This is a genomic window from Rhizobium sp. 01L419, from assembly GCF_056400025.1.
On the sequence record NZ_JBFTSM010000003.1, the window covers coordinates 218375 to 243589 of the forward strand.

Consider the following 25215-nt stretch of genomic DNA (forward strand, 5'->3'; position numbering starts at 1 on the left):
AGACTCTGCCGTCTCCACGATAAAGATCGAAGTTTAAGGAATTCCCATGAGCGCCATCGACCTCGCATCCCTCGAAAAGACCCTCGAAACCGCCTTCGACAATCGCGACAATGTGAACACGTCGACGAAGGGTGAAGTACGAGATGCGGTCGAGGCGGCTCTTAACCTGCTCGACGAAGGCAAGGCGCGCGTGGCCGAGCGCGGCGCCGACGGCGTCTGGAAAGTCAATCAGTGGCTTAAGAAGGCAGTGCTGCTGTCCTTCCGCCTCAACGACATGGAAGTCGTCAAGGGCGGTCCCGGCCAGTCGACCTGGTGGGACAAGGTTCCCTCGAAGTTCGAGGGCTGGGGCGAAAACCAGTTCCGCGCCGTCGGCTTCCGCGCCGTGCCGAATGCGGTCGTGCGCCGCTCGGCCTATATCGCTCCGAACGCCATCCTGATGCCGTCCTTCGTCAACCTCGGCGCCTATGTCGGCGAAGGCACGATGGTCGACACCTGGGCCACAGTCGGTTCCTGCGCGCAGATCGGCAAGCATGTACATCTCTCCGGCGGCGTCGGTATCGGCGGCGTTCTGGAGCCGATGCAGGCCGGCCCGACGATCATCGAGGACAATTGCTTCATCGGCGCCCGTTCGGAAGTCGTCGAAGGCTGCATCGTGCGTGAAGGCTCCGTGCTCGGCATGGGCGTCTTCATCGGCAAGTCGACCAAGATCGTCGACCGCGCTACCGGCGAAATCACCTATGGCGAAGTGCCGCCCTACTCCGTCGTCGTTGCAGGCTCGCTGCCATCGGACAAGACGATGGCAAACGGCCAGCAGGCTCCGAACCTCTACTGCGCCGTGATCGTCAAGCGCGTCGATGAGCGGACCCGCTCCAAGACAGGCATCAACGAACTGCTCAGAGATTGATGACAGCCCGACATTGATTCGGTAAACAATCGGCGTCTTTTTGGGCAAGGCGGGCTCGCGCCTTGCCACGCCTTTGCCATTCCCACCGGATAATTCGACCATCATGACCGCCACGAATCCTATTGCCAATCTTCAGACCTTGATCCGCTGCCCTTCCGTGACGCCGGCAGAGGGCGGAGCGCTTTCGGCGCTCGAAGCGATGCTCTCGCCCCTCGGCTTCAAGGTCGACCGGATGGTTTCGAAAGAGGCCGGCACGCCCGATGTCGAAAACCTCTATGCCCGCCTCGGCACCGAAGGTCCGCACCTGATGTTTGCGGGACATACCGATGTCGTGCCCGTCGGCGATGAAGCCGCCTGGACACATCCCCCCTTTGCCGCCGAGATCGCCGATGGCGAGCTTTTCGGTCGCGGCGCGGTTGACATGAAGGGCGGCATCGCCTGCTTTGCTGCCGCTGTCGCCCGCCATGTCGAAAAACACGGCGCACCGAAGGGCTGGATTTCCTTCCTGATCACCGGCGACGAAGAAGGCCCTTCGATCAATGGCACGATCAAGCTGCTGCAGTGGGCGACCGAACGCGGCGAGCGCTGGGACGCCTGCGTCGTCGGCGAGCCGACCAATCCGAACAAGCTTGGCGACATGATCAAGATCGGCCGGCGCGGCTCGCTGTCCGGCAAGATCGTCGTGCACGGCGTGCAGGGTCATGCGGCCTATCCGCATCTTGCCGACAATCCGGTGCGCGGCATGCTGCAACTCACCCAAGCGCTCATGGATCCGCCCTTCGATGCCGGCACGGATAATTTCCAGCCGTCCAATCTCGAAGTGACGACGGTCGATGTCGGCAATCCCGCGACCAACGTCATTCCGGCGAAGGCCTCGGCGAGTTTCAACATCCGTTTCAACGATACCTGGACGGCCGATACGCTGCGAGCCGAGATCATCCGGCGGCTCGACGCGGCAGCGGCGGACGGTGCATTGCGGCCAGGCCGCGAGCCGGTGAACTACGAGATCATCTGGGCAGACCGCCCGAGCCATGTCTTCCTGACGCGCAACAACGCGCTGATCGCCTCGCTGTCCTCGGCAGTGGAAAGCGTCACCGGTGCATCGCCGGCATTGTCGACGACGGGCGGCACGTCGGATGCCCGCTTCATCAAGGATTATTGCCCGGTCGTGGAATTCGGCCTCGTCGGCCAGACCATGCATATGGTCGACGAACGGGTCGCGGTTGCCGATCTGGAGACCCTGACGGCGATCTACGAGACTTTCATCGAACGATGGTTTGCGAATGCCGGGCTTTAGAGAGGTTCAATATTATCTCGCCGGCATCTGGTTGCTGATCAAGCTCGACCCGCGCGGTTTCCGCTTCCTCGACATATCGGATCGCGGCGTGAACCGCTCCTTCTGGGCGATCATCTGGTGCCTGCCGCCGACGGGCATTTCGTGGCTCTGGTGGCGCAATGCCTATCTCCGGTCCATGCCGCCGGAGGCCGACGTCGGCTTTCCCTTCTATTTTCGGCTTGGGCTCGTGGAGCTTGCGAACTGGTTCGTGCCGCTGGTTTTTGCCGGCCTGCTGCTGCTTGCTTTCCGCATGGGCGAGCGTTTCGCGCCTGTCGTCGTCGGCTTCAACTGGCTCAACGTGCCGCTCGCCTATATCAACGGGCTGCTACTGGCGCTCGTGTTCTTCCTGCCGGGCTCCGTCGGTGTCGTGTCGCTGCTGCTGCTCGTCTTCATGCTGGCGCAGGTCTTCGCGCTGGCGCGCGTCCTGAGGATGATCTGCCACGGCCATGCACTGATGGTCGGCGCTCTGACGCTGGTGCTCCTGGTCCCATCGATGCTGCTATCGGAATATCTGCAGAATTTCCTCGGCATCTATCCATCGTAGTCAGCGTGGTTTGACGACTTCACTATCTTCCTTGGTGACGGTGCCGATGTCCTGATTCGGCAGAATGCCCAGGACCGCTTCGGACGGTCGGCACAGCCGCACGCCCTTTTCCGTCACCCCGGTCGGCCGGTTGATGAGGATCGGATGCGCCATCATCGCGTTGAGCAGCTCTTCGTCGGTCAGAGCAGGATTATCCAGGCCAAGTTCGGCATAAGGCGTTCCGTTCTGACGAAGAAGATCGCGGACGGATATGCCCATCGTGGCGATCAGTTCGACAAGCCGTTCGCGTGTCGGCGGCGTCTTCAGATATTCGATGATCTCGGGCTTCTCGCCGGACTGGCGAATCATGGCCAGCGTGTTGCGCGACGTGCCGCAGGCCGGATTATGATAGATCGTCACCGTCATCGTTTTCATCCATCGGTTTGCGGCGATCGGTGATCACTTCGGGATAATCCACCTGCATGAAATAGAGCCCGTCGGGCGGCGCTACAGGGCCGCAGGCTTTTCGGTCGCGCGCGTCGAGTGCTGCCCGCACATCTTCAGGCGTCCATTTGCCTTCGCCCGCCAGCTTCAGCGTTCCGGCAAAGGAGCGGATCTGGTTATGCAGGAAGCTCTGGGCGGTGGCGCGAATTTCGACGAGCTCGCCATTGCGGGTCACGTCCAGCCTGTCGAGAGTGCGCACCGGGCTGTTGGCCTGACAGTGAGCCGAACGAAAGGTGGAAAAGTCATGATTGCCGACGAGTGTCTGGGCGGCAGCATGCATGACCTCATGATCCAGCGACTTCGGCACCCACCATGCCTTGCCCGCCTCCAGTGCGAGCGGTGCCCGGCGGGTGATGATACGATAGAGATAGTGCCGCCGAAGCGCCGAAAACCGGGCGTCGAAGAATTCGCTCGCTAGCTCGACGCTCAGGATCGCCACCTTCTCGCCGGCGAGCTTCAGATGGGCGTTCAACGCATTCTGCAGTTTGAAGGGGGACCATTCCTTCGAGAGATCGGCATGGACGACCTGACCCATGGCATGAACGCCTGAATCGGTGCGCCCTGCACCACGGATAGAAACGGTATCGCCGCTCGCCGAGAAGATCGCGGCTTCGATCGCGCCTTGCGCCGACGGTCCGTTGTCCTGTCGCTGCCAGCCGACATAGGGTCCGCCGTCATATTCGACGATCATGCGGTAACGTGGCATCAGGCGAGCCTCGTGCCCGCGGCAAGCGGCGCGCCGCGCAGGAAATCGGCGGCGGCGAGCGGTTTGCCGCCAGCCTTCTGGAGTTTGGTCAAGCGGATGGCGCCGGCGCCACAGGCGACCACAAGGTCATCCGTCAAAAGCTCACCGGCTGCGCCCTGACCCATATCAAGCTCGGAGCCCAGCACCTTGATACGCTCGGGCTTGCCGTTGCTTTCAAGTTCGAACCAGGCACCCGGGAAGGGTGCGAGGCCGCGGATGTGATTGTGAACTTCCTTGGCGTTGCGGCCGAAATCGATGCGCGTTTCCGCCTTGTCGATCTTGGCGGCATAGAGCACGCCTTCGGCAGGCTGCGGTGTGAGCGGCAGATCGTCCATCTCCAGCCTGACCATGGCTTCTGCCATGGCTTTGGCGCCGACATGCATCAGCCTGTCGTGCAATTCGCCTGCCGTCATATTGGCGCCGATCTCGACTTCGCGGGTCAGTGCCACGTCGCCTGTATCGAGGCCCTTGTCCATCTTCATGACCATCATGCCGGTTTTTGCGTCGCCCGCCATGATCGCCCGCTGGATGGGGGCCGCGCCACGCCAGCGCGGCAGCAGCGAGGCATGGCCGTTGTAGCAGCCGTAACGCGTGCCGGTCAGGATAGCTTCGGGCAGCAGCAGCCCGTAAGCGACGACGACGCCGACGTCGGCACCCAGCGCGCGGAAGCGCTCACGCTCTTCGGGATCTTTGAAATTGATTGGTGTGAAAACCGGCAGGCCGAGCAGTTCGGCCGCCTGGTGCACTGGCGATTTCTGAAGATCGAGCCCGCGCCGGCCGCCCGGCCGCGGCGGCTGGGTATAGACGGCAACGATCTGGTGGCCGGCGTCGACGAGCAGGCGCAGCGTCGGGACGGAGAAGTCGGGCGTTCCCATGAAAACAATACGAAGAGACATTCTATCTCGCCAATTGAGGATCAGCCGTCTTCAAACGGGTTTACGAGCTTGAGATCAAGCCCTTCGAAGCCTTGTATTCCCTCGCCTTGGCGGTTCAAAGCGCCTTAGACTTGGCGGACTTGGTGAACTTCTTGATCACCATCTCGCGCTTCAGCCTCGATATATGATCGATGAAAAGCACGCCATTCAAGTGATCGATCTCGTGCTGGAGGCAGGTCGCCAGAAGGCCGTCAGCCTCCACGCTCTGCTCCTTGCCTTCGCGGTCGAGATATTTGGCGGTAACCTTGGCGGGCCGTTCCACTTCAGCATAATAATCGGGAATGGAAAGGCAGCCTTCCTCATAGACGGAACGTTCGTCCGAGGAGCTGACGATCTCCGGATTGATGAAGACGAGCGGCTGTTTTTCCTCGCCTTCCTTCGAAAGATCGATGACGAGCATCCGGCGCGCAACACCGACCTGGATTGCGGCAAGGCCGATGCCCGGTGCGTCATACATAGTGTCCAGCATGTCGTCGACAACGCGCTGGAGATCAGCATCAACCCGCTCGATCGGCTTGGAAACCTGACGGAGAACGGGATCGGGAAGAATGATGAGTGGCTTGATGGTCATGGCGTTCCCATAACCCATCTTTTCACAGTAGGGAATTATCCGCTGGGCAGGGATTGCGGTTTTTTGCAGCGCCTGCCCGGTTTTCGCCCGGATTGTCAGGCTGCGCGGCGAGCGGCACGAGCAACCTGACGGCCTTCGGCGCTTGCACGGAAACGCTGCAGCAGTTCAATGAGGTTTTCGACCCCATCCTTCAGCTTGCGGGTTTCGGCCGACGTACGCTCGACCATGCCGGAATTCTGCTGGGTGATGGTGTCCATATTACGGATCGCTACGCTCACCTCGTTGACGCCCGTTGCCTGATCGCGCGCGGCAGCCGCAATATCGGCAACGAAGCTGTTGATGATGTCGATTCGGCTGATCATGTCGCTCAGCGCCTCACCGGTGCTGCTGACGATGTTCACCCCCTCGTTCACCTGTGTCGAGCTTTCGGAGATCAGGTTCTTGATCTCCTTGGCGGCATCGGCCGTGCGCTGCGCAAGCTGACGGACTTCCTGTGCGACGACGGCGAAGCCCTTGCCGGCATCACCGGCGCGGGCGGCCTCGACGCCAGCGTTCAGCGCCAGCAGGTTGGTCTGGAAAGCGATCTCATCGATGACGCCAATGATCTTGGCGATTTCGGTGGAAGATTTCTCGATACCAGCCATGGCCGAAACGGCGCTGTTGACGAGTTCGCCGGAATTCTTGGCTTTTTCCTGTGTTTCGCGCACGGCGCCGGACGCCTTCTCGGCATTGGCGGCGGTCTGGCTGACGCTGACGGAGAGCTGCTGTAGCGCAGCCGAGCTTTCTTCGACGCCCGCAGCCTGCTGCGCGGTGCGCAAGGCAAGATCGTCCGTCGCTTTGGACATTACATCGGCGCCTTCAAGAATGTGGCCGGACGTCGTGCGGACGGAGGTGAAGGAATTGCGAAGAGCGTTGACGGCCCTGTTATAGTCCTCGGCCATCTCCCGGAAATTTCCGGGCAGATCGGCAGGAAGGGTCGCTTCGAGATCGCCGCGCGACAGCGCTTCGAGGCCGCGGCGCAGATGTTCCAGTGCCAGCGCCTGATCGGCTTCGGAGCGAGCGCGTTCTTCTTCCAGCGCCTGGCGCTTTTCCTCAAGCGCCTGGAGATAGACGGAGATGGAATAATCCATGTCGAGCATCGCCGCCTTGATGACGGCGGTCAGCTTTTCGGCAAGCGCCTTTCCTTGCTGGCGGGCAAAGAGCGATGGCCACTGCTTTTCCATCAGGCCCCGGACGAGCTCCGACATGACAAGCGCATAGCCGCCAATATACCAGCGCGGCTCCAGGCCGATGCGAGCATGGGTGCGGCCGACGGCCGTGACGCCATTCACATAGCTCTGGTCGAAATTGCCACCGGAAAGATTGCCCCAATGTTCCTGCTGACGCTTCTTGGCGTGACCCATATGGGCCTTGTCGGAAAAGAAGCCTGCAACAGCCGGAGTCTTGGCAAGCTTATTGTAGAATTTGTCCAGGGCGCCGCCGAGCAGCTCGGAGATCGCCGGCCGCAGCTCCCGCAGATTCTTGCGTGCCTCATCGTCGAGCTCAATGAAGTCAAGGCGCTGCTTGAGGGCATTATCGGTCTGCTGGGGAGTCATGGAGGATCTCTATCTGGCGCGGATGCGGAGGGGAATTTCCGCGCCAGATTTGGCGAATATGGTTTAGCAATCGTTAAGTATGCCCGCTAATTTTTCTCAGATTACAGCGAAGTAGCGCTGACGGCGCCTGACAGGCCGGCGCGGATTGTTCACGTTTTGATCTGGATATCGCTGTCCATTTTGTTATGGTGCAATATGACCATGACACCCGACTCACTCACCTTCTCCCTGCCCGTGCCGAACCCGGCCATACTTGCAGTCGCGGGCGCCGCGCTCGCCGTTCTCATTCTCGTGGCGATCGTGTTTGCCTTTCGCAATGCCGGCATCCGCCGCGAGGAGGCGGAGGAGGCCAATCTTCGCGCCACAGAAAGCGAAGCGCGCATGGGCGAGCTTCTGAAAATCCAGGCGGAGATGCAGGGACGCATCTCGACCATGACGGAGGTCTTCGGTGCACGGCAGGCCGAGCTCAATCATGCGATCAACCAGCGGATCGACGGCATGTCACAGCGCATGAGTTCGACGCTGACCGAGCAGACGAAATCGACGCATGACAACCTGCAGAAACTGCAGGAGCGCCTGGCGGTGATCGATGTGGCCCAGAATAATATCCAGACACTCGCCAAGGATGTCGTCGGGCTGCAGGCCATTCTTTCCAACAAGCAAACGCGTGGGGCTTTCGGCCAGTCGCGTATGGAAACGATCGTCGCCGATGGCCTGCCAATGGGCGCCTATACCTTCCAGCAGACGCTTTCCAATGGCTCGCGACCGGACTGCACGATCCGAATGCCGAATGGGGCACCACCGCTCGTCATCGATGCCAAATTTCCGCTCGAAGCGTGGAACGCGATCCGTGATGCAGGCGGGGCAGACGCCGGCAAGCTTGCCGGCCAGCAGTTTCGTCGCGACATGGAAGTCCATATCAAGGATATTTCCGAGAAATATCTGATCCAGGGCGAGACGCAGGAGACGGCTTTCCTCTTCGTTCCCTCGGAATCGATCTTCGCTGAAATTCACGAGAATTTCGAAGCGATCGTGCAGAAGGCTCACCGTGCACGCGTCGTCATCGTTTCGCCTTCGCTCCTGATGCTGTCGATCCAGGTCATCCAGGCTGTGCTGAAAGACCAGCGTATGCGGGCGCAGGCGCATGTCATCCAGGGTGAAGTCGCCCTGCTCATGGACGATCTCGGCCGGCTCGACGAGCGCGTGCGCAAGCTGCAGGGACATTTTTCTCAGACGCAGCGTGACGTGGACCAGATCATCACCTCGGCGGACAAGCTTACCAAGCGCGGCGCGAAGATCGAGGCGCTGGAATTCGAGGCAGGCGGCGACGGCAAGCCGGCGCAAGTGAGCGAGCCGCCGGCGAAATCAGTCGAAAGCAGGACCGGACTGCTCAAGCTCAGGGTGGTTGACGAGGAGTGATCGCTTCGGCAGTGTCGCGACCCGAAGCAAGGGACAGACATTCCATGATCACAGTTTTCGGCTCCATCAACATGGACCTTATCGCCACCACCGAGCGCCTGCCGAAGCCCGGAGAAACGGTTGCCGGCAATAGCTTTGCAACGGCTGCCGGCGGCAAGGGTGCCAATCAGGCGCTCGCCGCCCGCCGCGCGGGCCGCTATGTCCATATGGCGGGCGCTGTCGGCAAGGATGCCTTTGCCGAAGGCGCCCTTGAACTGCTCGACGGCGCCGGCACCGATCTTTCGCGCGTCAGCCATGTCGAGGGGCCGACGGGCACGGCCCTCATTCTCGTCGGCGGCGACGGCGAAAACATGATCGCGGTCATTCCCGGCGCGAACGGCAAGGTCAGCGGTGGCAATGCCGAGGCCGCCGTCAACGCCATGAATGAAGGCGATATTCTGATGCTGCAGCTTGAAGTTCCGGTCGAGGCGGTCGAGCGTTCGCTTACTGCCTCCCGTGCCAAGGGCATCACCAGCATTCTCAATCTTGCGCCGCTCATTCCGGATGCGCCGCGCCTCGGCCGGCTGGCCGACATCGTCATTGCCAACGAGACCGAATTCGAGCGGCTGGCAGGACAGGAGAGCATGAGTGCCGGCGACCGTGAGGCGGCGTTGGAGCGGCTGCATGCCGAGACCGGCCAGACGCTGATCGTTACGCTCGGCGGCGATGGTGTCATCGCGATCCGGGATGGCCAGATTTCCCGCGCGCAGGGCCTTGTCATCGAACCCGTCGATACTGTCGGCGCCGGCGATACGTTCTGCGGCTACTTCGCAGCAAGCCTCGATGAGGGGCTGGATTTCGACTCGGCGCTGCGCCGTGCAGCGGTTGCCGGCTCGCTCGCCTGCCTGAAGCCGGGGGCTCAGCCCTCCATTCCGCTCGCAGCCGAAGTCGCAGACAGAATATAGTCCAGTCCAGCCGCGAACAATCCATCAGACGCTGCCCCCAGTTTCGGGGTGGCGCTCCGGTTTTGCTGCCGAAACATATCGAATTTCATTCAAATTTAAGAGGTTTCTGGCGATCCTTCGGGCGATCGCGACTTCGTTCATCTTCGAGGCGGTCACCCCCATGGCTGCTCCATGATAGAGCGTGCCTTACCCGCTGCGCCGGAGAATGGCCCTTCGGTGCGTCCTTGCCCCGAGGAACTTATGTTCATTTTCAGAATGAAATCGCTTGCGGCGAAGCTCATAGTCATTACCGGTGCCGCCATTGCACTGGTGCTTGTCGTTTCGAACCTCTTCCTCATCGACCAGACCCGTAACCGCGTCCAGACCCTGACGCTGGATCAGGCCAATTCGGAAGCCAAGTCGATCGCCAACGAGATTGCAGCCAATGTCGGCGAGCTCGCGAGTGCTGCCCGCACCATGTCGGGCGTCGTAGGACGCGGACACGAAGGCAAGATTCTCGATCGCAAAGGCATTATCAGCATTCTGAAGGCCAATCTCGAACAGAACGCCTTCGCCTTCGGCAGCTGGTTCTGCGAGCAGCTTGGCGCCTTCGACGGCAAAACCACGGAAATTGCCAACAACAATGACGAGGGCACCAACAAGGTCGGCGCCTTCACGCCTTACTGGTCGAAAACCAGGACCGGTGACATCCAATTCTCGACTTTCGAGAACGACTATACCGCCGAGTGGTGGAAGCTCGCCGCCGACAGTGGCAAGGGCGCGATCACGGCGCCCTACCTCGCCGAAGGCACCGACGTCCCGACCCTGCTGACGTCGATTGCCTATCCGGTCATGTCCGGCGGCAAGATGATCGGTGTGGAGGGCGTCGATATCTCGCTGAAGTCGCTTACCGACAAGGTGCAGGCGCTGCGGCCCTTCGGCTCCGGCCGTGTGACGCTCATCGCCCAGAACGGCAACTGGATCGTCGCTCCGGCCTCCGACCTGATGTCCAAGCCCTATGGCGACAATCCCGGCTCTGCTGACGTGAAGGCCGCGCTTTCGTCCATGAAAGTCGGTCTCGTCAAGAACCTCAGCTTCGATGGCCTCGATCCCTTCGACCGTGTTGTCTATCCCTTCGCAGTTCCCGGCCTGAACGCCAACTGGGTCGTGCTGGTCGACGTTCCGCATGCGGCGATGAATGCGCCGGTTCAGGATCAGACCTTCATGATGGTCATTAACGGCATTATCGTGCTCGGCGCCGTACTGCTCGCCCTCTACTTCGCCGTCCGCTCGCTCGTTCAGCGTCCGCTCGCTGGCCTCGTTTCCAGCGTCAAGGCGCTGAGCGACGGCAAATATGACGAAACGGTCGCCGGCCAGAACCGCGCCGACGAAATCGGCTCGGTCGCCAAGGCTCTCGAAGGCTTCCGCTTCGCGCTTGCCGATACGCGGCGTCTCGAAGCCGAGGCCGACAGCCAGCGCCTTGCAGCCGAAACCGAACGCGGTCGCTCGGAATCGGAACGCCAGCAATCGGTCAGCCTGCAGCGTCACATCGTCTCGATCGTCGGTGCCGGCCTTTCCGAACTGTCCCAGGGCAATCTCGGCCACCGCATTACCGAGGAATTCCCCGGCGAATACGGCAAGCTGAAGCAGGACTTCAACGCAGCGCTCGCAAGCATTGAGGAAACCATCAACACGATGAGCCTCAGCGTCGTCAATATCGGCTCCGGCACGGGCGAGATCAGCAACAGCGCCTCCGACCTTGCCAAGCGCACCGAACAGCAGGCGGCAAGTCTGGAAGAGACGGCAGCGGCGCTCAATGAGCTCACTGCCCAGGTCAATTCCAGCGCCGAGAACGCCCGTACGGCAGCCGACAACGTCAATCTCGCTTGCGAAGACGCCGAGAAATCAGGTGAAGTGGTGCAGAAGGCGATTGCCTCCATGCACGGCATCGAGCAGTCCTCCACTGAGGTTTCGCGCATCATCGGCGTCATCGACGAGATCGCCTTCCAGACGAATCTTCTGGCTCTGAACGCCGGTGTCGAAGCGGCCCGCGCCGGCGAAGCAGGAAAGGGATTTGCAGTCGTCGCACAGGAAGTCCGGGAACTCGCCCAGCGTTCGGCGAATGCCGCCAAGGAGATCAAGACGCTCATCAACACCTCGGCCGTCCAGGTCAAGGACGGCGTCGATCTCGTCGGCCGCGCCGGCGACACGCTGCACAAGATTGCCGAGCAGGTGATGGGCATCAACGGCCTTATCCGTCAGATCTCCGCCTCGGCCAGTGAACAGGCCGTCGGCCTGAAGGAAATCAACCAGGCCGTGAACCAGATGGACCAGGTCACACAGCAGAACGCCGCGATGGTGGAAGAAACCACCGCAGCCAGCGTGACGCTGAACGACGAAGCTCAGACGCTGAAGGCACTGGTCACCCGCTTCCGTGTCTCCGGCCAGGGCAATGCCGGGGTATTGCGCTCGACCGCACAGCAGATGCGCGCACCGGGTGCGCCGACGCCACGTGCGGCTGCTCCGGCCCCGCGCCGGGCCGTTGCCCAGTCTCGCAGTTCTGCCGCCGTTGCCCAGGACAGTTGGGAAGAGTTCTGATTGCCGATCGCATGACAAGAAAAAGGCGCCTGATCATTCGGGCGCCTTTTTGCATTCCGGGTGGATCGCCAGCCGTCAGGCTGCGTTCGACGTCTGCTCTTCATTGAGGAAGGCATAAATTGCCGAAGCGGAATCGGTCGCGCGCAACTTGGCGACCAGATCATGGTCGCGCAGCACCCGGGCGATGCGCGAAAGCGCCTTCAGGTGATCGGCGCCGGCGCCTTCCGGCGCCAGGAGCAGGAACACCAGATCGACCGGCTGGTCGTCCAGCGCTTCGAAATCAACCGGCTGGTCCAGCCGGGCGAAAATACCGACGATGGAATGGATATTGACGAGCTTGCCGTGAGGAATGGCGATGCCGTTGCCGACGCCGGTCGAGCCCAGACGTTCGCGCTGCAGGATCACATCGAAGATTTCCCGCTCGGAAAGCCCCGTAGTCCTGGAGGCTTTTGCTGCCAATTCCTGAAGCAACTGTTTCTTGGAATTTACCCTGAGGGCGGGAATGATCGCATCCTGGTGCAGCAAATCTGCCAATGCCATTTCTTTTTCCTTTTGTCGCCGGAATCAGTTGGTTGAGGGAGCAGCGCCTGCGCCGCTCCCTCGCCCTGATCTCAGCCTTTGATATTGGCCGAATCGATCCAGCCAATATTTCCGTCGTGACGACGGTAAACGATGTTGAGCTGCTCCTTGCCGGGGCTGCGGAACAGGAGAAGCGGCTCGTCGGTCATGTCGAGCGCCATGACGGCGGTTGCGACGGACATCGTCTTGAGCTGCTTCGTGCTTTCGGCGACGATGGCCGGAGCGAAATCGTCCGGGACCTCGTCTTCGTGATCGGGAACCGCGTCCATGACGGTATAGGCGACTTCTGCAAAGCCGTTACCGTTCAGATGATTTCCGGCGTGGTGATCTTTGAGCTTCCGCTTGTAGCGGCGCAGGCGCTTCTCGATGCGCTCGGATGCCGCATCAAAGGCAATCTGCGGATCCATGGCCTCGCCTGCTGCATGCAGCACGACGCCACTGTCGAGATGAAGCTTACAATCGGCAGAAAAACGAGAGTTCTGTTTTTCCACGATTACCTGACCGGAATATCCCCCGTCGAAGTATTTCGTGACGGCCAAACCGATTTGGTCCTCGATCTTTTGACGGAAGGAGTCACCAATTTCCATATGTTTACCGGATACACGCACACTCATGGAGTTTCCCTTCTTATGGTAGTTTGCGAGTACCAGTTTACGCCAAGCCTCAGGCTCATCCAAGCACTTCGCGCAATCTCAAGCAAGATGAGCTCAAGTCCGCGTGTCCCTGCTGTCCTGAGGATGATGGGGATAATGCCCGGACGCCCTTCGCTGCTCCGATTGCGGCGGGCTTCTAGCGACAGCCTCCCGGAAAGTCAATAGCCCGGCACAGCGAGACCTATCATACGCGGAAAACGTGCAATGAAAATCCCATGAAATGGGGAGGTCTTCGCCATCAGCGGTTCCTGGCGGCGATCATTGGCTCGCCCTAGCATTGCAAGTCAGAAACCGGCGACCTTGGCCAGCGCGCGCTTTTCCCTGCGGCGCTGGACAGAAGAGGCGATGTTCATTGCCTCGCGGTATTTGGCGACCGTACGGCGCGCGAGATCGATCCCACCCTTCTTGAGCATATCGACGATGTCGTCGTCGGAAAGCACCGCATCGGGGCTTTCCTGTAGGATCAGGGCGCGGATCTTGTGGCGAACTGCTTCCGCCGAATGGCTGTCGCCCCCCGCGACGGCGCTGATCGAAACCGTGAAGAAATATTTCAGCTCGAAAAGCCCGCGCGGCGTCAGCATATATTTATTCGAGGTGACCCGGCTGACCGTCGATTCATGCATCTTGATCGCCTCGGCCACCGTTTTCAGGTTCAGCGGCCGCAGATGATCAACGCCATGCAACAGGAAGGCATCCTGCTGGCGCACGATCTCGCTCGCCACCTTCATGATGGTCTTGGCGCGCTGGTCGAGGCTGCGCGTCAACCAATTGGCGGTCTGCAGGCATTCGGAGAGGAAGGCGTGATCCTCGCCGTTCTTCGCTACGTGCGAAAAATAGGACTGATTGACGAGGACCCGTGGCAGCGTATCCGGATTGAGCTCGACCAGCCAGGCGCCGTCCGAGGAGGGGCGGACGACGACGTCAGGCATGATCGCCTCTGAAACGCCGGCCTCGAAACCGCTGCCAGGCTTCGGATTGAGCTGGCGGATTTCGCCGAGCATATCGAGCAGGTCTTCCTCATCGACGCCACAGAGGCGTTTCAGGGTGACGAAGTCGCGCCGTGCCAGAAGTTCGAGATTTTCGACGAGAGCCTGCATGGCAGGATCGAAACGATCCTTCTGGCGAAGCTGGATCGCCAGGCATTCGGCAAGGCTACGGGCAAAGACGCCAGGCGGATCAAGCGTCTGCAGCGCTGAGAGCACGCGCTCGATATCTTCTGCATCAGCGCCGAGACGCTCGCCGGCTTCGCCAACATCGGCTTGCAGATAGCCAGCCTCATCAAGCTGATCGACCAAATTCTGGGCGACGAGGCGATCGGTGATATCGGGCAATACAAAGGGTATCTGCTGGGCAAGATGATCGCGCAAGGACACCTGACCGGCGACAAAATCATCAAGATCGTAATTGTCAGCACCTTCGGCGCTGCCGGGCATCGACTTCCACTGGCTGACGAGTTCCGGCGCATCGAGCCGCTGCGGCGCTCCGTCATCCGGAAAGACATTGGCGTAGTTGGCGTCCAGCTCATCGCTCAGCCGGCTCGGGCTGCCATTGTCGTACCAGTCGGCGGAAAGCGTTTCGTCGCGGCCTTCGTAATCGCCGTCGCCCGCGTCCTCCGATTGCTGGGGGTGGGGTTCGTCGACAGCCTCGCCGCGTTCACCGGCATCGCCTTCGCCCGACGGGAATTCGAGGAGTGGATTCTTCTCCACTTCCTGGGCGATGAACTGAGTGAGTTCGACATGCGTCATCTGCAGCAACTGGATGGACTGCATCAGTTGCGGTGTCATCACCAGGGACTGGTTCTGTCGCAGAAAAAGATTGGCAGACAGGGCCATGGCGGACGCGAAACTCCCTCGACTCCTCCAAGAATCCGACGTCCGATCAAGGCGTCGGGCCACGGAAATCCGAGTTGGCCCAAAAATTGCTTTTTTATCCTATTTGGTCAAGCGGAACCTAAACGACAGCGTAATTTTCTGTCGTCCAGGTTTGGCTCAAAGACTGAAATTGTCGCCCAGATAAAGCCGGCGCACTTCCGGGTTGTTGACGATATCGTTGGCGCGTCCATGGGTCAGCACTTCGCCGGCATGGATGATATAGGCCCGGTCGATCAGTCCCAGCGTCTCACGCACATTGTGATCGGTGATGAGAACGCCGATGCCGCGTGCCGTCAAATGATGCACGAGGTTCTGAATATCGGCAACCGAGATCGGGTCGACACCGGCAAAGGGCTCGTCGAGCAGCATGAAGGTCGGGTCGGTCGCAAGGGCGCKGGCAATTTCCAGGCGTCGGCGCTCACCGCCCGACAGAGCCACGGCGGCACTCTTGCGGAGCTTCGCGATGTGAAACTCCTCGAGCAGTTCGTCGAGCTTGCGCTCACGCGCCGCCTTGTCCTTTTCATGGACCTCGAGGACGGCGCGGATATTCTCCTCCACCGTCAAGCCGCGAAAGATCGAGGCCTCCTGCGGCAGGTAGCCGACGCCGAGGCGGGAGCGACGATACATCGGCATCGTCGTCACGTCGTTGCCGTCGATTTCGATGGTTCCCTCATCGACCGGCACGAGGCCGGTGATCATGTAGAAACAGGTCGTCTTGCCGGCGCCGTTTGGCCCCAGCAGGCCGACGGCCTCACCACGCCGCACCACCAGCGAAACGCCGTTGACGACACGCCGTGTCGCATAGGTCTTGGTGAGACCGCGTGCAATCAGCGTTCCCTGGTAGCGGGCCTTATCGACGGAGGCGGCCGCGGCTTCCGTCGCGGCTCTGCCGGACTTGGTGGATAAGGAGAATAGCTTCACGTGTAAGGCCGACTTCTCAATTCTGCTTTGGCTGCTGACTCGGCTGCGATTTTGGATCGAGCTGAATCTGGACACGACCACCGCAGCTTTCAAGCTCCGCCTGACCAGTCGCCATATGAACGGTAAGCTGGCAGCCGGTAAAGACGTTCGGGCCATCGGTCAAAACGACCTTCTTGCCCGTGAGGATAAAGACCTGGGAAGTCATATCGAAATTGCCGTCATCGGCGGTCGCCGTCTGCGTTCCCGACGTCAGGTAAACCTTGTCGGTCACCAGGATCTTGTCGATATCGGCACTGCCGGAGGCAAGCGAGTTCGACTGTTCCGCCGCGGCCGGAGCCGTCTGGGCAGCAGGCGCCGGCTTGGTGGCAGTATCGCCTGCTGCGGGCTGCTTCGACTTGTCCTTGTAATAGACCGTCATCTTGCCGGCCTGCAGGGTCGTCGTTCCTTGAACGACCTTGACGTCGCCGGTGAAGAGCGCCGTGTGTTCCTGATCATGGATTTCCAGCTTGTTGCTTTCAATCTGGATCGGCTGATCGCTGGAAAGTTTCATCCCAGGCATGGTCGTCGACTGGGCGGCCGCCCCCGCGACCGACAGGACGAAGGCAAGTGCGCCGGTGATGAAAGCTACGCCAGTCTTACGCGTTGAAATGCGACAATCTTTTGTCATTTGACCCGGCTCTTTAGGTGCCCTGTTTGTGGATGGCGGATGATTCAACATTCATGCGAACGTTCCCCTCGAATGTGATCACACGCCCCTTATCGGTTATATTCATCGACCGCGCAACAATCGAAGCATTGTCCTTGGTGATTCTGACGGGATCGTCCGTCGACATATTGCCACCCTTGATATCAAGATGTGCGGTCTGGAAATTCGCGACGAGACCGTTGCTCAGAACGAGGGTGAACGGCGCCGTCATGTGCAGGTTGTCGGTGGCGCGGTTGAAATCTGCAGTCGCGGCCGTGACACGGGCCATCAGGCCGTCATTCATCGGCACCGCAGCCTTGATCGTCTCCAGCGTGATGAGATCCGGATTGCGGATATCCTGCAGCGCGCGCTCGGCGAGCATCGAATAGTTGATACCGTCGGAGTTACGGCCGGCAATGGCCGGCTTCTCCATCACAACCTTGCCGTTCTCGATCTTGGCGCCCTCGATTTTGATGGTATCCGGCAGATAAGTGCGGATTACCGAGACGGCGATGAAGATCAAGGAAATGATGAGGGCTGCGACCGGCAACAATATCTTCAGGCGGCGCACACGCGTCGAATGGAACCGGGCAACGCCGTAGGCGCTATCCTTGGACCCGGCGTATGCGGGTTTCCCGTTGTTCCTGAGGGTATCGAGCATATGCCTGGTCCGTGTGTGATGATCGTGCCGCTTATATAGCAATGCCGGGCTCCAATCACAGTTCGTTTCGCATTATTACATTGGCTTGCCAATATGGATTTTTTTCTGCAACAAGCAACAAAACCGAAAAACACAGGTTTCCGGGCATTTTCTCGCGGCAGCTTGCGCCTTATCTCCCGGCGGTGACAAACCGCCCGCTGGGTTTCGTCTCTGGAGGTTGGAATGGATAGCTCGATCATCGCAGACCGCCGGCTGCTGCGCCGCAGGCTTGGCTTCTGGCGCCTTGCCGCGATCGCGCTGCTCGTCGCGCTCGGCTTTGCGCTTTATAATTTTGCCTTCAGCGAAGGCAGCACCGCCCGGCCCCATATCGCCCATGTGACGATTTCCGGCCTCATCACCGATGACGATGAACTGCTCGAACGGCTGGCAAAGATCAGGGACAATGATCAGGTGAAGGCGGTCGTGATCTCGATCTCCTCACCCGGCGGGACGACTTATGGCGGCGAGAAGATCTTCAAGGCGGTCCGGGCGATCGCGGAAAAGAAGCCCGTCGTCTCCGACGTCAGGACGCTTGCAGCCTCCGCCGGCTACATGATCGCCACGGCCGGCGACACGATCATTGCCGGCGAAAGCTCGATCACCGGTTCGATCGGCGTCATCTTCCAGTATCCGCAGATCCAGCCGTTGCTCGACAAGCTCGGCGTTTCGTTGCAGGAAATCAAATCCTCCCCGCTCAAGGCTGAGCCCTCGCCCTTTCACGATACGAGTGAAGAGGCCAAAGCCATGATCCGCAATATGGTTCTCGACAGTTACGACTGGTTCGTCAATCTCGTTGTGGACAGGCGCAAATTGCCGCGCGACGAGGTGCTGAAGCTTGCCGACGGCACGATCTTTACGGGCCGGCAGGCGCTCAAGGTGAAACTCATCGATGCCGTCGGTGGAGAAGACGAAATCCGCGCTTATCTGACCTCGCGAAATGTCAGCGACAAGCTGCCGGTCGTCGACTGGGACAAGAAGAGCAACACGCCCTTCCTGCTCGCTGGAGCTGTTTCCCGGTTGATTACCATCCTTGGTTATGGCGATCTTGTGAAAGGCCAGGATATTAACGGCATCCTGCCCCCAAAGTTGCTCCTTGACGGGCTGCTTTCAGTTTGGCAGGTTGGCCAGGATTGAATAAGAAATCAATAATTTAAGGGGGCGAACGTGATCAAGTCCGAATTGGTGCAGATTGTTGCAGCACGCAATCCGCATCTCTATCATCGGGATGTCGAAAATATCGTCAATGCGGTCCTCGACGAGATCACTGATGCGCTTGCGGCTGGCAATCGCGTCGAACTGCGCGGCTTCGGCGCATTTTCCGTGAAGAACCGCCCTTCCCGCTCCGGCCGCAACCCGCGCACCGGCGATACCGTGTTCGTCGAGGAGAAGTGGGTTCCCTTCTTCAAGACTGGCAAGGAACTGCGTGAACGCCTGAACCCCGGACAGGCCGACGAAGAGGATTGATCCTCTGAAACGGGCATCAAGCCGCACTTGAACTTCGCCGCCGCACTTCTATTCTGGCGTCCATGAAGCTTGCCTTCGCCAAACCGGCGTGGAGAACGATATGGCCAAGAAGATTATCAACCTTTTGATTTTGCTGCCGCTCGGCGTCATCCTGATCATCTTCTGCRTCGCCAACCGGCAGAGTGTGACGCTCGCTTTCAATCCGTTCCGGCCAGAGGATCAGGTTCTTTCGCTCGCCGCGCCCCTCTTCGTTTTCCTGCTCATCGCATTCATCGTCGGCATGCTGGTGGGCTCGGCTGCGACCTGGTTCAACCAGGGTAAGCATCGCAAGCGCGCACGTGTCGAAGCCAAAGAGGCGATCCGCTGGCAGGGCGAAGCAGATCGTCACAAGACGCGCGCGGAAGAGATCGTCGGGCAATTGCCCTCGCGGTGATTGCCGCTATTCCACTGACGCCGGCGTGAAACTCAGCTCTTCATAATCGCCTTCGGTTGAGGCGCCTCTGCCGGTGACCTGAAAGTCATGTGCCAGATAGAAGGCCTTGGCGTCGCGGTTGTTGACGAGGCATTTCAGCCGATATTTATGCGCCGGCCAGCCGGGGAGCGATTGCAGCAGGGCGGTTCCTGCACCTTTGCCCTGAAATTCGGGCAGGATATAGAGCATATGGATGAAATCATCCGCCGCCCAGATCGAGATGAAGCCGGCTATCTTCCCGTCAGCAGCCTCGCAGACGGAAACGACTTCGCCGTTGGTATGGGCGGCAAAATCCTCCCGATGAAATTTACCCGGATCGACCCAGGTGAAGGTCTGGCGACGGACGGACAGATAGATGTCGGCAAGCTGCATCACGTCTTCGGGGCAGTTGGGTCGGATTTTCCAAGTCATCGATCTTGCGTAAAAGGGATTGTCTGACATGCCAAGCCCGCGGGACTAGCCTGCAGCCTTTTCGATGACCGCCGCATTGAAATTTCCCCAAAAGCGGCGGGCGAGCTTTTCCAGCGTGGCGCGGATCAGCCGGCCGCCGAGTTCGGCAATCCGGCCACCCGTATCACCGTCGGCTTCATAGCGCAGCAGCGTATGCAGGCCCTCATTGACCAGCGTTACGTCGGCCTCGCCCTTGGCAAAACCGGCAATGCCACCCCGCCCCTCCGCAGAAATCGTATAGCTATGCGGCGCATCGACATTCGAAAGCGTGATATCGCCATTGAATGTCACCGAAAACAGGCCGAAGCCAACCTTGACGGTTGCCACGAATTCCGTTGGCGACCGCTTTTCGACGCTCTGGCAGCCCGGAATGCATTGCCTGATGATATCGGGATCGTTCATGGCCGCCCACACGACATCCCGCGGCGCGGCGATGCGTTCCTCCCCGATCAAGTCCATCAGCAGTTCCCCATTTCCATAGCCGGACCATATCATAACGGGAAAGCGCTTTGCCAAGGTCGGACGGAATGCTATTTGCACTGGCTCAATTGAATTTAAGACGCGGAAGACCACGTTGAAACAGAGAGAACGCCGGCCCGGCGCGAAGATGGCGGCAGGCCCTTCCGGCGGACGCCGCTCCGATGCGCGGCCTGTACAGCCGGAAAAGACGGCCATAAAGGCTGCACCTGCGCGGGAACAGCGCCCACCGGCGGCAGTTCCGGCGGCAATTGAACGCCCGCTCACAGCGCGCCACGGCGAGCGGCCGGACGAGCGCGTGCCTGTCATCCTGGAATCGACGGGTGCGGGTGATTTCCATCTGATCGACAGCGGCAACGGCCAGAAGCTCGAACAATACGGCCCTTACCGGATCGTGCGCCCCGAAGGCCAGGCGCTTTGGCAGCCATCGCTGCCTGCCCATGTCTGGGAAAAGGTCGATGCAGTCTTTACCGGTGACACGGATGAAGAAGGCAGCGGCCGCTGGCGTTTTCCGAAGGAAGCACACGGCGAGACCTGGCCTCTGAACCTGCTCGGCGTTGATTTCTTCGGCCGCTTCACTTCTTTCCGCCATGTGGGCGTCTTCCCGGAACAGATCGTTCACTGGAGCTGGATGAAGCAACAGGTGGAAAGTGCCGGACGGCCACTGAAGGTGCTGAACCTCTTCGGTTATACCGGCGTCGCCTCACTGGTCGCTGCGGCTGCCGGTGCGGAAGTCACCCATGTCGATGCCTCGAAGAAGGCGATCGGCTGGGCGCGCGAAAACCAGGCGCTGGGACGCATGGAAAAGCTGCCGATCCGCTGGATCTGCGAGGATGCGATGAAATTCATCCTGCGCGAAGAACGCCGCGGCAGCCAGTACGACATCATCCTCACCGACCCGCCGAAATTCGGCCGCGGCCCGAATGGCGAGGTCTGGCACCTCTTCGAGCACCTGCCGCTGATGCTGGACATCTGCCGAGAAATCCTGTCGCCGAAGGCGGTCGGCCTGGTGCTGACGGCCTATTCGATCCGGGCAAGCTTCTATTCCATCCACGAGTTGATGCGCGAGACGATGCGCGGGGCGGGCGGCGTGGTCGAATCCGGCGAACTGGTCATCCGCGAGGCTGGCCTCGATGGCAAGACGCCTGGCCGGGCGCTCTCCACCTCCCTCTTTTCCCGCTGGGTGCCGAAATGAACGAATTCCACGATCGCGGCCCCCGCAAGGTCGGGCAGGTGAAGGAAGTGACCTCGCTCGCCAATCCTATCATCAAGGATATCAAGACGCTGACGAACAAGAAGTCGCGCGAGGAGAGCGGCACCTTCATGGCCGAAGGTCTGAAGCTCGTCATCGATGCGATCGAACTCGGCTGGACGATCCGCACACTGGTCTATGCCAAGGCAGCCAAGGGTAAGCCGCTGGTCGAGCAGATGGCGGCAAAGACCGTCGCCTCCGGCGGGCTCGTGCTCGAAGTCAACGAGAAGGTGATCTCCTCGATCACCCGGCGCGACAATCCGCAGATGGTGGTCGGCATTTTCGAAACGCGCTGGACGAAGCTCAGGGATGTCAGGCCGAAGGAGGGCGAGACCTGGGTAGCGCTCGACCGCGTGCGCGATCCCGGTAATCTCGGAACGATCATCCGCACCGCCGATGCAGCAGGCGCCTCCGGCGTCATCCTCGTCGGCGAGACGACCGATCCCTTCTCGCTGGAAACGGTGCGCGCCACCATGGGCTCGGTTTTCGCCGTTCCGGTTGCCCATGCGACGGCGGAGGAGTTCATTGCCTGGAAGAAGCAGGCCGGCGTTTCCGTCGTTGCGACCCACCTTGCCGGTTCGGTCGACTACCGCACGATCGACTACAAGAAAAAGCCGGTCGTGCTGCTGATGGGCAACGAACAATCCGGCTTGCCGGACCAGCTTGCCGGGCAGGCAGACGCGCTTGCCCGCATTCCGCAGCAGGGCCGCGCCGATTCCCTCAATCTCGCCGTTGCCACCGCCGTCATGCTTTTTGAGGCACGCCGCCATCTCCTCTCACTGTCCGAGGGCAAATGACCGATCCGACGACCGCACGCCCAGCGCTCTTCTCTCGACCGCTGCCGATCCTGATCTTCATCGTGATCGCGGTCATCCTCGACCAGATCGTCAAGATCGCCGTCGACCACTACCTGCCGCTGCAGGAAGCCGTCCCCGTTATTCCGATGCTGGCCCTCTACCGCACCTACAATCTCGGCGTCGCCTTCTCGATGCTGTCAGGTATGGATGGCTGGTTCATCGTCGGCATGCGCCTGGTCATCGTCGCCTTCGTGCTTTACCTCTGGCATCGCACCTCGAAGGACCGCTGGCTGGCGCATCTTGGATATGCGTTCATCATTGCGGGGGCGATTGGCAATCTCATCGACCGTTTCGCCTATGGGCATGTGATCGACTACATCCTCTTCCATACGGAAACCTGGTCCTTCGCCGTGTTCAACCTCGCCGACAGCTTCATCACCGTCGGCGCCGGCTGCGTCATCCTCGACGAGATGGTGCAGAAGCCGAAAAAGGCGGATCACTAAATTTTTAGCGGATTCCTGAAAACATTCGGAACGGGCAATATGTTAGCTGTATTGCATGCAGAGGTTGGCGCAGCTCCAGGAACGATTGTCCGCCGCATTCGGCGGAACTGCCGTTAAGGCCTATCGCGGCCGCGCGGCTGCGGAACTGTCGTCGGCTGCCTTTCGCTCCCGGCATCCATTGCTCTTCCAGTGGCTCGGCGGCTCGGGTCTTCTTTCGGCCATCCTGCTGCTGCTTCTTTCTCACTGGGGCGGCCCGTTCATGGCAGGCTTCGGCATTATTCTGATCGCCGCCATTTCAGGTTATCTTGCTCTTTTTTTCAGGAACGGAAACAGACTCGGCGGCCGCAGCCCGGAGACACCGGAACGCGTCGATGCGACCGGCCTGCTCGGCACTGTCCACGACGTGCTCGGCGATATCGTCGTCACCCGCATGATGGACCGGCGCATCATCGGCGCCAATGAGACGTTCCGCCGCCTGACCGGACGTGCCAAACCCGAAGGCCAGACCTGCGAAGAGATCGGCCTTGCCTTCCGTCCCGGCCCACAGCCGCATCGCTATGATGTGGAGATCTCGACACCGTCCGGGCAGCGTATCTTTCTCTGGCATGATGTCGTCACTCGCGACCCGGCAAACGGGCGCCTGCTTCTGCAGAGCATCGCGCGCGACGTGACCGAAGAGCGGCTTGCCGCGGAGAGCCGCGAGGAGGCGCGGCAGAAGGCCGAATATAACAGCGCCGCCAAATCGCGGCTCCTTGCGACCGTCAGCCACGAAATCCGCACGCCTCTGTCAGGTATTCTCGGCATGGCGCATCTGATTTCAGAGACGAAGCTGACGCAGGAACAGCAGAATTATCTGACCAGCATCCGCCAGTCAGGCCACGCGCTGACCCAGCTCGTCGAGGACCTGCTCGACTTCTCCACCATCGAGGTTGGCCGGTTCCAGCTCCGCCCGCGCTCGGAATCGCTGCGCAAGCTTGTCGAAAGCGTCGTGGAGATGCTGGCCCACCGCGCCCATGAGAAGGGTATCGAGATCGGCGCGACGGTTTCCTCCGATGTACCGGAGCTGATGAGCTTCGATCCGGCGCGGCTGCGGCAGGTGCTCTTCAACGTCATCGGCAATGCCGTGAAATTCACCCAGGCGGGCGGCGTCTTCATCCGCATCTCCAGGGCCGCCGGCGAGTTGTTGATATCAGTGACCGATACCGGCCCCGGCATGACGGCGGAGGAGCAGGCGCGTATATTCGGGGAATTCGAACAGGGCGGCTCGCTTGCCCAGAAGAGCAACGGCACGGGGCTTGGCCTTGCGATCTCCGCCCGCATCATGCGCGAATTCGGCGGCTCGCTGACAGTTGCAAGCGAGAGGGGTAAGGGCAGTCAATTCACCATTCGCTTCCCCATCGAACTTTCGGAAGAGGATACCGCCAGCCGGAAAACATTGCTGGCGAGCAACAGTATCGTGCTGCTCGCCCCGGCCGGTGCGGCGCGCACGGCGATCGCCGAGACGATTACGACGCTTGGAGGGCGCTGCCACCTGGTCGCCAGCGGCGAGGCGGCGCGCGAAAGCCTGCTGTCGCTAGCCCGCAGCGGCGACAGGCCGACCGATATCATCATCGATCACCGCATGTCCGAGGAATTCTCGCTGCATATTGCCGATCGCACGGAGATCGCAGCGCTTGGCCTGCGCAAGGTACTGCTCGTCAATCCGGAAGAGCGCAATTCGCATTCGCTCGACCTGTTCGATGCATGGCTGATCCGGCCGCTGCGTGAGCAGTCGCTGATCGACGTGCTGCGTGGGCGCATGCGCGGCATGGAGAAGCGCGATGCGCTGAACGACAACCAGCCTGGCCTTGGTCCCTCTATTGCAGAGCGGACGGCGATGGGCGTCGGCTTTTCCGTCCTTCTCGGCGAGGACGATCCGATCAATGCCATGCTGGTGCGTGTCATGCTGGAAAAGGGCGGCCACTCCGTCAGGCATGTGGATGATTTCGAGACCCTGCTCGACTATGCTCTTGGTGACGAAAGGCCTGATATCATCATCAGCGATCTTTCCATGCCCGGCGGCAACGGCATCGACATGCTGGGACGCCTTCGGGGACATGAACGTCGGCTCGATCTTCTGCCCGTACCGGTCATCGTTCTGACTGCGGACAAGAGCGACGAATCGCGGCGACAGGTCTTGCTCAACGGCGCCAATCGCGTCATGGTGAAACCGGTAGATCCGGTCAGGTTGCTCACCGAAGTGCAGGCGGTTGTTGCTCTTTCAGCTCGTCGGGCTGAGGCGCGCTGAAGCTGGGAAAATCGGCACGTTTCTTGCGTGCACAAATTCGGTATGTCACTT

Annotated in this window: 26 protein-coding genes; 13 read left to right on the forward strand and 13 right to left on the reverse strand. The window is 60.5% G+C overall.

Features of this window, described 5'->3' with window-relative positions; translation table 11 throughout:
• Positions 1-46: 46 nt before the first annotated feature.
• The 3 genes from dapD to AC1DUP_RS08065 all read left to right on the forward strand — a co-directional run bounded on the left by dapD (position 47) and on the right by AC1DUP_RS08065 (position 2784).
• The gene (dapD, locus tag AC1DUP_RS08055) at positions 47-904 is read left to right on the forward strand and encodes a 2,3,4,5-tetrahydropyridine-2,6-dicarboxylate N-succinyltransferase (RefSeq protein ID WP_477832376.1); all 858 of its coding nucleotides are present in this window, start codon (positions 47-49) and stop codon (positions 902-904) included.
• A 103-nt stretch (positions 905-1007) separates the two neighbouring features.
• Positions 1008-2201 (forward strand): succinyl-diaminopimelate desuccinylase, encoded by a 1194-nt coding sequence (gene dapE, locus AC1DUP_RS08060; protein WP_477832377.1) that lies wholly within the window; start codon positions 1008-1010, stop codon positions 2199-2201.
• Positions 2188-2784 carry a hypothetical protein gene (locus AC1DUP_RS08065; RefSeq protein WP_113298374.1) on the forward strand — a complete coding sequence of 199 codons (597 nt, stop codon included), beginning with the start codon at positions 2188-2190 and terminating at the stop codon, positions 2782-2784. The genes dapE and AC1DUP_RS08065 overlap by 14 nt, the downstream gene beginning before the upstream one ends.
• Here AC1DUP_RS08065 and arsC read toward each other — a convergent pair whose 3' ends face one another.
• From arsC to AC1DUP_RS08090, 5 genes are all read right to left on the reverse strand, one after another.
• On the reverse strand, positions 2785-3189 hold the full coding sequence (gene arsC, locus AC1DUP_RS08070) for an arsenate reductase (glutaredoxin) (protein ID WP_477832378.1): 405 nt from the start codon (positions 3187-3189) through the stop codon (positions 2785-2787).
• A complete protein-coding gene (gene truA / locus AC1DUP_RS08075; RefSeq protein ID WP_115035802.1) occupies positions 3167-3973 on the reverse strand; it encodes a tRNA pseudouridine(38-40) synthase TruA in 807 nt (268 codons plus the stop codon). The genes arsC and truA overlap by 23 nt, the downstream gene beginning before the upstream one ends.
• Complete coding sequence (gene fmt / locus AC1DUP_RS08080) at positions 3973-4908, reverse strand: methionyl-tRNA formyltransferase (protein ID WP_477832379.1); 936 nt, start codon at positions 4906-4908, stop codon at positions 3973-3975. Before fmt ends, truA begins: the two co-directional genes overlap by 1 nt.
• Positions 4909-5002: 94 nt before the next feature.
• Positions 5003-5518, reverse strand: a complete 516-nt coding sequence (gene def, locus AC1DUP_RS08085) for a peptide deformylase (protein WP_113298605.1) — start codon at positions 5516-5518, stop codon at positions 5003-5005.
• A gap of 95 nt (positions 5519-5613) precedes the next feature.
• A complete protein-coding gene (locus tag AC1DUP_RS08090; protein ID WP_113307071.1) occupies positions 5614-7113 on the reverse strand; it encodes a globin-coupled sensor protein in 1500 nt (499 codons plus the stop codon).
• Positions 7114-7308: 195 nt separating this feature from the next.
• On the opposite strand from AC1DUP_RS08090, the gene AC1DUP_RS08095 reads away from it, so the two are divergent.
• The 3 genes from AC1DUP_RS08095 to AC1DUP_RS08105 all read left to right on the forward strand — a co-directional run bounded on the left by AC1DUP_RS08095 (position 7309) and on the right by AC1DUP_RS08105 (position 12053).
• On the forward strand, positions 7309-8532 hold the full coding sequence (locus AC1DUP_RS08095) for a DNA recombination protein RmuC (protein ID WP_477832380.1): 1224 nt from the start codon (positions 7309-7311) through the stop codon (positions 8530-8532).
• Between the two features lie 44 nt (positions 8533-8576).
• On the forward strand, positions 8577-9476 hold the full coding sequence (locus tag AC1DUP_RS08100; RefSeq protein WP_477832381.1) for a ribokinase: 900 nt from the start codon (positions 8577-8579) through the stop codon (positions 9474-9476).
• A gap of 240 nt (positions 9477-9716) precedes the next feature.
• Complete coding sequence (locus tag AC1DUP_RS08105; protein ID WP_477832382.1) at positions 9717-12053, forward strand: methyl-accepting chemotaxis protein; 2337 nt, start codon at positions 9717-9719, stop codon at positions 12051-12053.
• Positions 12054-12128: 75 nt separating this feature from the next.
• Here the strand turns inward: AC1DUP_RS08105 and ptsN are convergent, their stop codons facing one another.
• From ptsN to lptC, 6 genes are all read right to left on the reverse strand, one after another.
• Positions 12129-12593 (reverse strand): PTS IIA-like nitrogen regulatory protein PtsN, encoded by a 465-nt coding sequence (gene ptsN, locus AC1DUP_RS08110; RefSeq protein WP_113298367.1) that lies wholly within the window; start codon positions 12591-12593, stop codon positions 12129-12131.
• A gap of 71 nt (positions 12594-12664) precedes the next feature.
• Positions 12665-13246 (reverse strand): ribosome hibernation-promoting factor, HPF/YfiA family, encoded by a 582-nt coding sequence (hpf, locus tag AC1DUP_RS08115; protein WP_113298366.1) that lies wholly within the window; start codon positions 13244-13246, stop codon positions 12665-12667.
• Between the two features lie 323 nt (positions 13247-13569).
• Complete coding sequence (rpoN, locus tag AC1DUP_RS08120; protein ID WP_113298365.1) at positions 13570-15117, reverse strand: RNA polymerase factor sigma-54; 1548 nt, start codon at positions 15115-15117, stop codon at positions 13570-13572.
• Positions 15118-15273: 156 nt separating this feature from the next.
• Positions 15274-15987, reverse strand: a complete 714-nt coding sequence (gene lptB / locus AC1DUP_RS08125) for an LPS export ABC transporter ATP-binding protein (protein ID WP_477832567.1) — start codon at positions 15985-15987, stop codon at positions 15274-15276.
• Positions 15988-16093: 106 nt separating this feature from the next.
• Entirely contained in the window at positions 16094-16744 is a 651-nt protein-coding gene (locus AC1DUP_RS08130; protein WP_113298363.1) for an LptA/OstA family protein, read from the reverse strand.
• Positions 16745-16757: 13 nt separating this feature from the next.
• Entirely contained in the window at positions 16758-17423 is a 666-nt protein-coding gene (lptC, locus tag AC1DUP_RS08135; RefSeq protein WP_113298362.1) for an LPS export ABC transporter periplasmic protein LptC, read from the reverse strand.
• A gap of 222 nt (positions 17424-17645) precedes the next feature.
• On the opposite strand from lptC, the gene sppA reads away from it, so the two are divergent.
• From sppA to AC1DUP_RS08150, 3 genes are all read left to right on the forward strand, one after another.
• Positions 17646-18596, forward strand: a complete 951-nt coding sequence (sppA, locus tag AC1DUP_RS08140; RefSeq protein ID WP_113298361.1) for a signal peptide peptidase SppA — start codon at positions 17646-17648, stop codon at positions 18594-18596.
• 30 nt (positions 18597-18626) lie between these two features.
• Entirely contained in the window at positions 18627-18926 is a 300-nt protein-coding gene (locus tag AC1DUP_RS08145; RefSeq protein ID WP_003544934.1) for an integration host factor subunit beta, read from the forward strand.
• A 100-nt stretch (positions 18927-19026) separates the two neighbouring features.
• Positions 19027-19359 (forward strand): lipopolysaccharide assembly protein LapA domain-containing protein, encoded by a 333-nt coding sequence (locus AC1DUP_RS08150; RefSeq protein ID WP_477832383.1) that lies wholly within the window; start codon positions 19027-19029, stop codon positions 19357-19359.
• Positions 19360-19365: 6 nt separating this feature from the next.
• Here AC1DUP_RS08150 and AC1DUP_RS08155 read toward each other — a convergent pair whose 3' ends face one another.
• Complete coding sequence (locus AC1DUP_RS08155) at positions 19366-19809, reverse strand: N-acetyltransferase family protein (RefSeq protein WP_477832384.1); 444 nt, start codon at positions 19807-19809, stop codon at positions 19366-19368.
• A gap of 45 nt (positions 19810-19854) precedes the next feature.
• Positions 19855-20307, reverse strand: coding sequence for an SRPBCC family protein (locus AC1DUP_RS08160; protein ID WP_113307782.1), 453 nt, complete (start codon positions 20305-20307; stop codon positions 19855-19857).
• Positions 20308-20422: 115 nt separating this feature from the next.
• Here AC1DUP_RS08160 and AC1DUP_RS08165 point away from each other — a divergent pair, with 115 nt between their 5' ends.
• Genes AC1DUP_RS08165 through AC1DUP_RS08180 form a run of 4 tightly spaced genes read left to right on the forward strand, consistent with a single transcriptional unit; the run spans position 20423 to position 25164 of the window.
• Positions 20423-21520 carry a class I SAM-dependent rRNA methyltransferase gene (locus AC1DUP_RS08165; protein WP_113298358.1) on the forward strand — a complete coding sequence of 366 codons (1098 nt, stop codon included), beginning with the start codon at positions 20423-20425 and terminating at the stop codon, positions 21518-21520.
• Positions 21517-22374: a TrmH family RNA methyltransferase gene (locus tag AC1DUP_RS08170; protein ID WP_113307771.1), complete on the forward strand. Its 858-nt coding sequence runs from the start codon at positions 21517-21519 to the stop codon at positions 22372-22374. The genes AC1DUP_RS08165 and AC1DUP_RS08170 overlap by 4 nt, the downstream gene beginning before the upstream one ends.
• On the forward strand, positions 22371-22877 hold the full coding sequence (lspA, locus tag AC1DUP_RS08175) for a signal peptidase II (protein ID WP_477832385.1): 507 nt from the start codon (positions 22371-22373) through the stop codon (positions 22875-22877). The genes AC1DUP_RS08170 and lspA overlap by 4 nt, the downstream gene beginning before the upstream one ends.
• Positions 22878-22932: 55 nt before the next feature.
• Positions 22933-25164, forward strand: a complete 2232-nt coding sequence (locus tag AC1DUP_RS08180) for a hybrid sensor histidine kinase/response regulator (protein WP_477832386.1) — start codon at positions 22933-22935, stop codon at positions 25162-25164.
• The last annotated feature ends 51 nt before the right edge of the window (positions 25165-25215 follow it).

Bases quoted from the DNA above. Each gene is read 5' to 3' on its own strand.
- AC1DUP_RS08170 (WP_113307771.1), top strand. From the start codon at position 21,517: ATGAACGAATTCCACGATCGCGGCCCCCGCAAGGTCGGGCAGGTGAAG.
- AC1DUP_RS08095 (WP_477832380.1), top strand. From the start codon at position 7,309: ATGACCATGACACCCGACTCACTCACCTTCTCCCTGCCCGTGCCGAAC.
- dapE (WP_477832377.1), top strand. From the start codon at position 1,008: ATGACCGCCACGAATCCTATTGCCAATCTTCAGACCTTGATCCGCTGC.
- hpf (WP_113298366.1), bottom strand. From the start codon at position 13,246: ATGAGTGTGCGTGTATCCGGTAAACATATGGAAATTGGTGACTCCTTC.
- truA (WP_115035802.1), bottom strand. From the start codon at position 3,973: ATGCCACGTTACCGCATGATCGTCGAATATGACGGCGGACCCTATGTC.
- sppA (WP_113298361.1), top strand. From the start codon at position 17,646: ATGGATAGCTCGATCATCGCAGACCGCCGGCTGCTGCGCCGCAGGCTT.
- AC1DUP_RS08100 (WP_477832381.1), top strand. From the start codon at position 8,577: ATGATCACAGTTTTCGGCTCCATCAACATGGACCTTATCGCCACCACC.
- arsC (WP_477832378.1), bottom strand. From the start codon at position 3,189: ATGACGGTGACGATCTATCATAATCCGGCCTGCGGCACGTCGCGCAAC.
- fmt (WP_477832379.1), bottom strand. From the start codon at position 4,908: ATGTCTCTTCGTATTGTTTTCATGGGAACGCCCGACTTCTCCGTCCCG.
- lptC (WP_113298362.1), bottom strand. From the start codon at position 17,423: ATGCTCGATACCCTCAGGAACAACGGGAAACCCGCATACGCCGGGTCC.
- def (WP_113298605.1), bottom strand. From the start codon at position 5,518: ATGACCATCAAGCCACTCATCATTCTTCCCGATCCCGTTCTCCGTCAG.
- rpoN (WP_113298365.1), bottom strand. From the start codon at position 15,117: ATGGCCCTGTCTGCCAATCTTTTTCTGCGACAGAACCAGTCCCTGGTG.
- ptsN (WP_113298367.1), bottom strand. From the start codon at position 12,593: ATGGCATTGGCAGATTTGCTGCACCAGGATGCGATCATTCCCGCCCTC.
- AC1DUP_RS08130 (WP_113298363.1), bottom strand. From the start codon at position 16,744: ATGACAAAAGATTGTCGCATTTCAACGCGTAAGACTGGCGTAGCTTTC.
- AC1DUP_RS08180 (WP_477832386.1), top strand. From the start codon at position 22,933: ATGCAGAGGTTGGCGCAGCTCCAGGAACGATTGTCCGCCGCATTCGGC.
- AC1DUP_RS08160 (WP_113307782.1), bottom strand. From the start codon at position 20,307: ATGGACTTGATCGGGGAGGAACGCATCGCCGCGCCGCGGGATGTCGTG.
- dapD (WP_477832376.1), top strand. From the start codon at position 47: ATGAGCGCCATCGACCTCGCATCCCTCGAAAAGACCCTCGAAACCGCC.
- AC1DUP_RS08090 (WP_113307071.1), bottom strand. From the start codon at position 7,113: ATGACTCCCCAGCAGACCGATAATGCCCTCAAGCAGCGCCTTGACTTC.
- AC1DUP_RS08105 (WP_477832382.1), top strand. From the start codon at position 9,717: ATGTTCATTTTCAGAATGAAATCGCTTGCGGCGAAGCTCATAGTCATT.
- lspA (WP_477832385.1), top strand. From the start codon at position 22,371: ATGACCGATCCGACGACCGCACGCCCAGCGCTCTTCTCTCGACCGCTG.
- AC1DUP_RS08155 (WP_477832384.1), bottom strand. From the start codon at position 19,809: ATGACTTGGAAAATCCGACCCAACTGCCCCGAAGACGTGATGCAGCTT.
- AC1DUP_RS08065 (WP_113298374.1), top strand. From the start codon at position 2,188: ATGCCGGGCTTTAGAGAGGTTCAATATTATCTCGCCGGCATCTGGTTG.